The sequence below is a fragment of the Streptococcus merionis DSM 19192 genome (genome assembly GCF_000380085.1).
GTDB lineage: Bacteria > Bacillota > Bacilli > Lactobacillales > Streptococcaceae > Streptococcus > Streptococcus merionis.
In genome coordinates this window covers 145,865-155,032 of the sequence record NZ_KB904556.1, presented here as the reverse complement: position 1 = coordinate 155,032, position 9,168 = coordinate 145,865, and the positions used below count along the sequence as shown (strand labels likewise).

Below are 9,168 nucleotides of genomic sequence, written 5' to 3'. Positions count from 1 at the left end.
TCGGCTATTTCACGTAAAAAAGCGTCGGGATATTGTTGAACAAATTGTTCCAACTTTTCCAGCGGTATTTTGAATGGTTTACGCTTACGGGGCTGACATTCTAAGCTATTCAACTCTCTGAGTTGTTTTTCCCAGAGATAGAGGGTATTGGGACTAATTCCAAATAACTTACTCGTTTCCTTTTTGGTATGTCCTTCCTGAACGTAAGCAATGACGCGTTTTCTAAAATCTAATTCGTATGTCATAAAATCAGTATATCATATACTATCTAAAATCTAAAGAAGTATACTGCATGTTTTTTTATACTCTGCGACAATCAGGCTCTGATGTCCATATCTTACCCTAGGGAAGCATCAACACTTTCTCATTTTTTAGTCTCAGTCAGCTTTTGATGTTCTTTGAACATCAATTTCCCCATTTCATCCTTAATCACATCTCTTAGCTCGCGACGCTTGGTAATCCAAAGCTGTCTATCATCATAGGCAAAAGTACGGTTGGTCAAGAAAATAACCGCCTGCTGGGCTGGACGATTGAGCATGAGAAAGGGCCCTGTATAGCCCGTGTGGTCTAGCCAGTCGCCATCCAAATTCCAACCTAGTGAGCGTGGCTTTTCAAGACTTCCATAATTCGCTTCCAAATTCAAGCCGAAATCAGTTTGCAAATAAGCTTGACAGAAAAGCTGAAGATCATCTAATGTGGAAAAAAGCCCTGCCGAACCACAGTGTCTTCCTAACACCCTAGCCTTGGGATCATGAACTTGGCCAGTAAGAGCACCTGCTATTGTCGGTACAGCCCCAGAAACAGGCCCAAATTGGGTTTGCCTCATCTGCCAAGGCTCAAAAATCTGCTCCCGAAAGATAACCTCAAGACTTTCTTCAAAAATGCTCTCCAGCAAGAATCCCAAGAGGATAAAATTGACATCAGTATAGCGGAAAGCTTTGTCAGCTGTCACCGAAATAGTGTCAATTGCTTTCTTAAGTCCCGCAGCATCAAGCTTATCACGATTAGGAATAAAAGGATCAATACCTGAGGTATGGGTTAGGAGCTGTCTAATGGTCAAGGTCTCGTCTCTTACATCTGGATAATAATACTTTAACGATTGGTCCAGTTCAACCTTACCTTGTGAAATTAGTTGGATCAGCACAGTCGCCACACCAACAACCTTGGACACACTGGCTAAGTCGTACACTAAACCGGACATTGTTTTTTGCTGGCCATCTTGAGTTCCTAGATAATAGATCTGCCATTTTCCATTATGAAAGAAAGCCAGACTGGCACCAGGATATAAGCCCTGATCCATCTGGCTCTGGATTTTATGTAAAACTGCTTTCATTTGCGTAAGGTCACCTCTAAGCCATTGAGTTCTGTTAACACCAAGAAACGATCTTTCTTATCTAGGAAGACTCCGATAGTTTGCCGTTCGGCCCAGTCTTTCACAGCAAAAAAATCAGTCCGTTTAGCCACTTGAACCTCTATCCCAACCAAGTCCCAGGTCAGATTGTTGGCTACCTGTAAGTCTTCTCCTTCAGCTGCGATGAATTTCACAGGATGCTCTGTTCCAAAAAGCTGAGCGAACAGAGCTTGACTGTCTTTAGATTGTGGCGTATTAACGCTAATCATCTCAACTTCCACATGGCTCAGGCCTGCAAACTCCGTTGTGACTTTCTTAAAGGTTGGTTGACCATCATAAGGCATCAAGTCCGAAATACTGTCTTCGCTGTGAAGCACAATCAGATCACCCTCAGGAGACAGGGCTGAAAAGCCCCAACCTTTTGGACCACGATAGAGATCCTGATAGTTTGCCCCCAAATATAAGAGCAGCTCAACTTCCTCAGGAACAGCTGCTTTTAAAACTAGTTTTGCTAGTTTCTTAAGACCCTTGACCTGACGCGAGCGCATGGACGGAGATTCTTCCAAAATCAGTTTAACAGCCTTTGAGCCATGATCGCTAAGATCTGCAAAAGCATTCTCTTCATTAATCACTTTTAAACCCAAAGTATTTGTATAAAAATCAAGGTTCAACGAGCGATTATTGAGCTTTAAAATCGGTACAAATTCTGATACGGTTTCAATCTTATTCATAATTCTATTGTAAGGTAAAAACCACTTTTTGACAACTATTTAACGGTTCACACAGGACAAACTCATGAAGGTGCTCTTAGCTCAATCAGCCAAAGGACAGTTTGAACATTATTAGTTGTCATTTATTTCCCAAGGCTAGAGCACATTTTCAAAAGTGTCTAGTTGAGCATCTAACAGAATGTTTGATAGACTATTTTATACGTAATCCTCAGCGCTTACATGCTTTTGTGGATGAGGGCGAAACCATCATGGTTGTCTGTCCCAGTCTCTATACATATAAGAACTAGCACAAAACAGCTGCAACCACTCAATTATATCACCCTTTAATCACCCGAAACAGAGTTTTAAAATTTTAGACAATCATCACTTTATCAAGTATAATAGGGTGTGTGAAGCATTCACAGAATAAAAACGTTTCGGTAAAGGATATGAATGAGTGCGTTAAAAAATCCGTAGTAAAATGAAATGAATTTTATCGAGGATTTTAGCTCAAATTCAACTCCTAGGATAAGGATAGATGAAAAACACTGGAAAAATAGTAAGCCAGTCATCCTTGATTTCGTGATTAAAACGCTACTATGACTATCTGATTACCACCTTTTGCGACTTCTACCTGATTGACAAATCTAGATTTGAAGAGTGCTAAAGACACAAACCTCTGATACCCCACTAATTTAATAATTTCCCAGAAAGGACCTTTATGCGATATAACCAATTTTCATATACTCCCGTCTCCGAGGAGCAGATGCTAACTGAGCTTCAAGCCCTTGGTTTTGACCTGTCCCCAATCAAGTCAGATAAGGCTAATTTTGAGCTTTTTGTCCGTAAGACATTCTTTAACTACGCAGACACAGACTATCCGCTCTCAACTCTTCTTGCTGATGAGCAGACAGATTTGCTGACTTTTTTCACCTCTGACCAAGAGCTAACCGCTGATATTTTCTATCACGTTTCCCTGCAAATTCTCGGTTTCGTACCAGGTGTTGATTATACAAATCTTGCTGATTTTTTGGAAAAAATAGCCTTTCCTGTGACATTTGACAATATTATCAAAAATATCTACCACTTGCTCAATTGTCGCAAGAAATCAGGCAATACCCTGATTGATCACTTGGTTGCTCAGGAGCTGATTCCACAAGATAATACCTACCATTTCTTCAATGGCAAGGTATTGTCAACCTTTACCACACATGACCTCATTCGCGAAGTGGTCTATGTCGAAACGGGTCTAGACACTGACGAGGATGGTCAGATTGACTTGGTCAAGGTTAATATCATACGCCCACGATTTGACGGTCAAGTGCCTGCTATGATGACCAATAGTCCTTATCAACAAGGCGTCAACGAACCAGCTAGTGATAAAGCTCTCTACAAGATGGCTGGCGAGCTTCAAACAAAAGAAGCAACTCAAATCATAGTGGCTTCTCCTAGCCAACCTGAACTGTTAAATGGTACAGCTCCAAGTAAGACTAGCTCCCCTGCTGAGGAAACCTTTACCTATCAGGGGCGTTTCACGACCCTCAACGATTATTTCCTCTCACGTGGTTTTGCAAATATCTATGTCTCTGGTATCGGAACGCTGGGCTCCCAAGGACTTATGACCAGTGGCGATTACCGTCAGATCCAATCCTTTAAGGCTGTTATTGATTGGCTCAATGGACGCGCAGTTGCCTTTACCAGTCAACGTCGTGACAAGCAGATTCGTGCCGACTGGTCTAACGGTAAAGTCGCTACTACTGGTCTATCCTATCTCGGTACCCTCTCAACTGGACTTGCCACAACGGGTGTTGACGGCCTTGAAGTCATTATTGCCGAAGCAGGTATTTCTTCTTGGTATGACTACTATCGTGAAAACGGCCTAATCGTCAGCCCAGGAGGCTATCCCGGAGAAGACTTGGACAGTTTAGCAGAATTAACCTACTCTAAGAGCTTACAGGCTGGCGATTTCCTTAAAACAAAGGACAAGCATCAAGCTTTCATCAGCCAAATGGCTAAGGACCTAAATCGTGAGACAGGTGATTTCAGCCAATTCTGGCAGGATCGCAACTATCTGCCTAACCTTGATAAAATCAAGGCAGAAGTCGTTTACACGCACGGTCTCCAAGACTGGAATGTGAAACCCATCCATGTTTACAATGTCTTTAATCAGCTACTGCCTTCCGTCAAAAAACACCTCTTTCTCCATCTGGGTGCGCATGTCTACATGAATAACTGGCAATCTATTGATTTTCGTGAAAGCATCAATGGCCTGCTCAGCCAGAAATTACTTGCTTATCAGAGCAACTACCAATTACCAGAAATTATTTGGCAGGATAACAGTGCTGATCAAAGCTGGCAAACCCTAGACCAATTTGGCAGCCAAACCTATCAAACCCTTGAATTAGGTGACAGCGAAGAACAGATCGAAAACAGCTACGATGAGGAGACTTTTACCCGTTACGATAAGGATTTTAACGCTTTTAAGCAGGATCTCTTCACCGACAAGGCTAACCAAGTCACTGTCGATCTTAAACTAGACGCTGATCTCTTTATCAACGGTCGTATCAAACTCAACCTTCGCGTTAAGTCAAGTGTTGCCAAAGGCCTTATTTCCGCTCAAGTTCTTGATTTTGGCCCTGCAAAACGGATCACAGCCATTCCTGTGCCACTCGCTCCACGCGCTGTGGACAATGGTCGCAACTTTGTTCAAGAACACCTGATGGAACTTCCTATGCCAGAAACACCGCACCGCGTTCTGACTAAGGGACATCTCAACCTGCAGAATCGCAATGACCTTATGACCGTTGAACCTGTGACACCAGATACTTGGATGGATGTAGCGCTTGAACTCCAACCAACTGTTTACAAGCTCAAAAAAGGAGATACTTTGCGACTTCTTGTCTACACCACAGATTTCGAACACACTGTGCGTGACAATAGGAGCTGGCAGATTACTGTCGATTTAAGTCAATCAAACATCCAACTCCCACTCAACACCAGTAACTAAAGGAGTTTTTATGGCCATTTTTGGAAATGACGCTTCTAACAAAATCGATATTAGTCCACTGTTTGAAACTCATCTCACTGAGCAAACATTTACACTTGAAAATGGTACGAAAATCTTTTACCTCAGCAAATCCTTGCTTCGTATTCAAACCCTTAACCGCCATGGACAGGTCAAGCATGAGGAAATTATCGTCCTCAAGCAACTTAACGCCTACGCGATAACCAAGAATATCCTCTACTTTAAGCTCGCCAATGGCAGTGATAGCCTCATGCTAGGTAGTGAAATGCTGAATTTTGCGCCAGAGGACATTCCGACGATTGCGCGACTCAGACAAGCTCTGGACAAAGCCTTGAGCGACCTCTAACATTATGACACAATAAAGAAAAATAGATAAAAATTAGGAGAAGAAACCTATGATGAATATGCAAAATATGATGAGACAGGCACAAAAGCTTCAAAAGCAAATGGAAAAAAGCCAGGCTGAACTAGCAGCGACTGACTTTATGGGTGCTTCTGCGCAATACTTGGTGACTGCAACCTTCTCAGGCGATAAAAAACTTAAGAATATTGAGTTTAAAGCTGAGGTTGTAGACGCTGAAGATATGGAAACTTTGCAGGAAATGACTATTCAGGCCATCAACGATGCCCTCGGCCAGATTGACAAAGCGACTGAAAAATCTATGGGAGCCTTTGCTGGCAAACTCCCTTTCTAACAAACACCTAAATCTTAAAAGCAAGCTAGAAAATCAGCTTGCTTTTAATTTTAGAAAAATGAACAAAAGAGCCTTGCTTATGAGGCTCTTTCCTGTTATTTTCTACCGAAAAGCTTTGCGAAAAAACTACGGCTTTCTAACTCTTTAGCTTCAGCTTGGGCCTCTTCGGCTTGAGCCTGAACAGCATCTAGTTCTAATTTCAAACTATCACGATCATTCATAGCTTTGGCGGTCAATTGTTGTTGCTGATCCAATTGCTTGTCTTTTTCCGAAATCTGAACATCCTTGATGCGAATCTGCTCATCCTTAGCTGCGATTTGTTCATCCTTGATTTTCAATTGTTCATAAAGACGAACGATTTCAGCATTTTTCTCATCCACCAAAATCTCCATCAGCTCGCGTTGCTTGGTCTCCTCGCTCACTGGTTCATCTTCAAAAATGGTTTTTTTGTAGTGCTTCTCCAGCTCAATCAAGCCCGCTCGATTAACAACGGTAACGCCCTTCTCATTCTTATCAACAAATTCTTCCGGAAAAGCCTTCACCCGATTGTTCACGGCTTGCCGACTGATCCCTAAAATATCGGCTATTTCACTGACGGTTTTCTCTACTGACATATCAATCCTATTCCTAATTTCGCGCAAAATAATATCATATAAGATAGTATCACATCAAGGCTTTCCTGTCAAATTTTCCAAGGCTTTATGTTAGAATAAAACTATGACAATTTACGATACCATTATTATTGGCGGTGGTCCTGCAGGCATGATGGCGGCCATCAGCTCAGCAACTTATGGCCAAAAGACACTCCTGCTAGATAAAAACCGAAGACTTGGCAAAAAATTGGCAGGAACTGGCGGTGGTCGTTGTAATGTGACCAACTGTGGTACGCTTGAAGAGCTCATCGCAGGGATTCCCGGAAACGGCCGCTTCTTGTACAGTGTCTTTTCGCAGTTTGATAATCAGGACATCATCCAGTTTTTTGAAGACCGTGGGATCAAACTCAAAGAAGAAGACCACAGCCGAATGTTCCCAACAACTGATAAGTCGTCTACAATTATTCAAGGCTTGGTGAATGAAATGAAACGTCTTGGGGTAACTATTTTAACCCAGACCGAGATAGTCTCCGTCAAACGGCCTGAGAAACTCTTTGTCCTCAAATCCGCAGACCAAACATTTACAGCTCCCCGTCTCATCGTCACTACAGGTGGTAAATCTTATCCTTCAACAGGGTCAACTGGCTTTGGTCACGATATTGCCCGACACTTTAAGCTGGAAGTGACTCCTCTGGAAGCGGCCGAAAGCCCTTTGATGACCGACTTTCCTCACAAACGTCTACAGGGCATTTCACTGGATGATGTGACGCTATCGTACAAAAAACATGTGATTACTCACGATTTGCTCTTTACACATTTTGGCTTGTCTGGTCCAGCTGCTCAGCGATTATCCAGTTTCGTCTCAGGTGGTGAAACCATTTACCTAGATGTTCTTCCTCTGAAAACCAAACAAGAGTTAGAAGCCTTTTTAGAAGAGCATCGGGATAAATTGCTTAAGAACGCTCTCAAACTTCTATTGCCCGAACGCTTAGCTGAGTTTTACTGTGATAATTTTCCAGAAAAGCCAAAACAACTCAGTCATAAAGAACGCGAGCAGCTCCTAGAAAAGCTGAAAAACATGCCTATCTCTGTGACTGGCAAGATGTCTCTGCCAAAATCCTTTGTAACCAAGGGAGGTGTTAAACTGACCGAGATAAACCCTAAAACTTTAGAGAGCAAGAAAGTCCCTGGCCTCCACTTTGCAGGTGAAGTGCTGGACATCAACGGTCACACGGGTGGCTTTAACATCACAAGCGCTCTCTGTACAGGTTGGGTCGCTGGTAGTCTGCACTTTTAAGTTAAGCAAAAAGCACCTTTCTAACTGCTCTAAGGCAAGTTTAGGAAGGTGCCTTCTTTTATTGGGTATTTTTTTTGTAAATGCTGTAGCTAACCAAACAGAACACCACGCAGAAAAGCTGGAAAAAACCAACCATAATTGGATTATTGATAAAACTACCAACAAAAATCATGAGAGAACCAGCCATCGCAATGACCGGCGCTACTAAACCTGTCAATCTGTTGGTAATCTCTCCTTTAACATAGAGCCTAAGCACAACCACATGCAAGAGATTGATACTAAAGTTATTGAAAACGATTGTAATTTCGCTGATGTCTGTTCCAGGTAAAAGTCCTTGACTTTGCACCACATAGTGGACGATAAGGTAGAAAAGAACGACTCCTGTCACCGAAAGTGCTGCAGGAATGGAGAGTTGGTATTTAAGGTCAATCTTGGCCATTTTCTCAGACTTGATCCAATTACGAGCCGCAAAGGCCTGAGGGAGACGCATAGTCGCAAGTAGCATCCCATTGACCACGCCTAAAACAGAGATAATAACAATGAAGAGCAATAATTTTCCAATCCAAGGACCGAAAATAGCTACACCAGCGTAGGTCACTGCTTCATTACCTGTTGACATGATAAAGCTGGAACCTAAAATACGAGTCATCCCATAGAAAAAGAGAAGGTAGAGGGCTAAAATCAGCATGGGGCCGATAATAAAAGCGCGCGGTAAATTCTTTTTCGGATCCTTAATCTCAGGGGCAATGCTTGTCACAGCTGTCCAACCATCAAAAGCAAAGGCAAGTGGCACTAAACCTGCCATCCAACCCCAACCAACATCTCTAGGTAAAACTGTCTCAAATTGGGCAGGAATCGTCGGTTGAGCACTGGCCCAGAAAATACCAACCAATCCAATAACAATAAGGGGAATAACCTTAATCGTTGTTGACAAGGTTTGGAAATAGCCACCCAGAACACGGGAAAAGATATTTATAGCTGCAATGAGAACCACATAAACCATGCCCAGTAAGACTTGTGTCCCAAGACTTACAGTCATACCTAATAAGATAAAAGTATATAAGGCAGCAACCCAAGCCACTACTGCAATGACTGTCGGAAAATAAAGATAGGCTGCAAACATTCCTAAAGTTGCTGCCAGACCAGGATGAATATAGTCCTCAAAATAGCTTGATAGGCCACCACTTTCCGTATTGCGCTGGGCTAACTCAGAAAGGGAAAGACTACCAAATGTTACAGATAGGGAGCCTAAGGTAATGACCAACATTCCTAAACCAACATGTCCACCTGTAAAATTTAAAATATCATCTGCCTTAAAATAAATCCCTGATCCAATCACAATGCCTACGATCATGGCAATCGCTGTCCAAAGATTATAAGTTTGCTTCTGTGTTGCGTGTTTCATATATCCTCTTTCATCTCTCATTCATTGATTCAGAATCATATTATACACTATTCTCATTCATCCGACAATGATAGTCATCAAAGAAATTGATA

General features: G+C 42.3%; 9 protein-coding genes. 4 read left to right on the top strand and 5 right to left on the bottom strand.

Annotated elements, in window-relative coordinates; translation table 11 throughout:
- The 3 genes from A3I5_RS12385 to A3I5_RS0108645 form a co-directional block, all read right to left on the bottom strand.
- Positions 1–245: IS630 transposase-related protein (locus A3I5_RS12385; protein ID WP_018374203.1), on the bottom strand; the 245-nt coding region annotated here is incomplete at its 3' end.
- Positions 246–364: 119 nt separating this feature from the next.
- Entirely contained in the window at positions 365–1,333 is a 969-nt protein-coding gene (locus A3I5_RS0108650) for a serine hydrolase domain-containing protein (RefSeq protein WP_018374202.1), read from the bottom strand.
- A complete protein-coding gene (locus A3I5_RS0108645) occupies positions 1,330–2,082 on the bottom strand; it encodes a CppA N-terminal domain-containing protein (protein ID WP_018374201.1) in 753 nt (250 codons plus the stop codon). The genes A3I5_RS0108650 and A3I5_RS0108645 overlap by 4 nt, the downstream gene beginning before the upstream one ends.
- Positions 2,083–2,782: 700 nt before the next feature.
- Between A3I5_RS0108645 and A3I5_RS0108640 the strand changes: the two genes are divergently transcribed.
- Genes A3I5_RS0108640 through A3I5_RS0108630 form a run of 3 tightly spaced genes read left to right on the top strand, consistent with a single transcriptional unit; the run spans position 2,783 to position 5,781 of the window.
- Positions 2,783–5,068, top strand: a complete 2,286-nt coding sequence (locus tag A3I5_RS0108640) for a Xaa-Pro dipeptidyl-peptidase (RefSeq protein ID WP_026217004.1) — start codon at positions 2,783–2,785, stop codon at positions 5,066–5,068.
- A 10-nt stretch (positions 5,069–5,078) separates the two neighbouring features.
- The gene (locus A3I5_RS0108635) at positions 5,079–5,432 is read left to right on the top strand and encodes a hypothetical protein (RefSeq protein ID WP_018374199.1); all 354 of its coding nucleotides are present in this window, start codon (positions 5,079–5,081) and stop codon (positions 5,430–5,432) included.
- Positions 5,433–5,481: 49 nt separating this feature from the next.
- Positions 5,482–5,781, top strand: a complete 300-nt coding sequence (locus A3I5_RS0108630) for a YbaB/EbfC family nucleoid-associated protein (RefSeq protein WP_018374198.1) — start codon at positions 5,482–5,484, stop codon at positions 5,779–5,781.
- Between the two features lie 95 nt (positions 5,782–5,876).
- Here the strand turns inward: A3I5_RS0108630 and A3I5_RS0108625 are convergent, their stop codons facing one another.
- Complete coding sequence (locus A3I5_RS0108625) at positions 5,877–6,395, bottom strand: DUF536 domain-containing protein (protein WP_018374197.1); 519 nt, start codon at positions 6,393–6,395, stop codon at positions 5,877–5,879.
- Between the two features lie 103 nt (positions 6,396–6,498).
- On the opposite strand from A3I5_RS0108625, the gene aao reads away from it, so the two are divergent.
- Complete coding sequence (aao, locus tag A3I5_RS0108620) at positions 6,499–7,671, top strand: aminoacetone oxidase (protein ID WP_018374196.1); 1,173 nt, start codon at positions 6,499–6,501, stop codon at positions 7,669–7,671.
- Positions 7,672–7,729: 58 nt separating this feature from the next.
- Here aao and A3I5_RS0108615 read toward each other — a convergent pair whose 3' ends face one another.
- A complete protein-coding gene (locus A3I5_RS0108615; RefSeq protein ID WP_018374195.1) occupies positions 7,730–9,076 on the bottom strand; it encodes an APC family permease in 1,347 nt (448 codons plus the stop codon).
- Between the last annotated feature and the right edge of the window lie 92 nt (positions 9,077–9,168).

Bases quoted from the DNA above. Each gene is read 5' to 3' on its own strand.
- A3I5_RS0108650 (WP_018374202.1), bottom strand. From the start codon at position 1,333: ATGAAAGCAGTTTTACATAAAATCCAGAGCCAGATGGATCAGGGCTTA.
- A3I5_RS0108645 (WP_018374201.1), bottom strand. From the start codon at position 2,082: ATGAATAAGATTGAAACCGTATCAGAATTTGTACCGATTTTAAAGCTC.
- A3I5_RS0108640 (WP_026217004.1), top strand. From the start codon at position 2,783: ATGCGATATAACCAATTTTCATATACTCCCGTCTCCGAGGAGCAGATG.
- A3I5_RS0108635 (WP_018374199.1), top strand. From the start codon at position 5,079: ATGGCCATTTTTGGAAATGACGCTTCTAACAAAATCGATATTAGTCCA.
- A3I5_RS0108630 (WP_018374198.1), top strand. From the start codon at position 5,482: ATGATGAATATGCAAAATATGATGAGACAGGCACAAAAGCTTCAAAAG.
- A3I5_RS0108625 (WP_018374197.1), bottom strand. From the start codon at position 6,395: ATGTCAGTAGAGAAAACCGTCAGTGAAATAGCCGATATTTTAGGGATC.
- aao (WP_018374196.1), top strand. From the start codon at position 6,499: ATGACAATTTACGATACCATTATTATTGGCGGTGGTCCTGCAGGCATG.
- A3I5_RS0108615 (WP_018374195.1), bottom strand. From the start codon at position 9,076: ATGAAACACGCAACACAGAAGCAAACTTATAATCTTTGGACAGCGATT.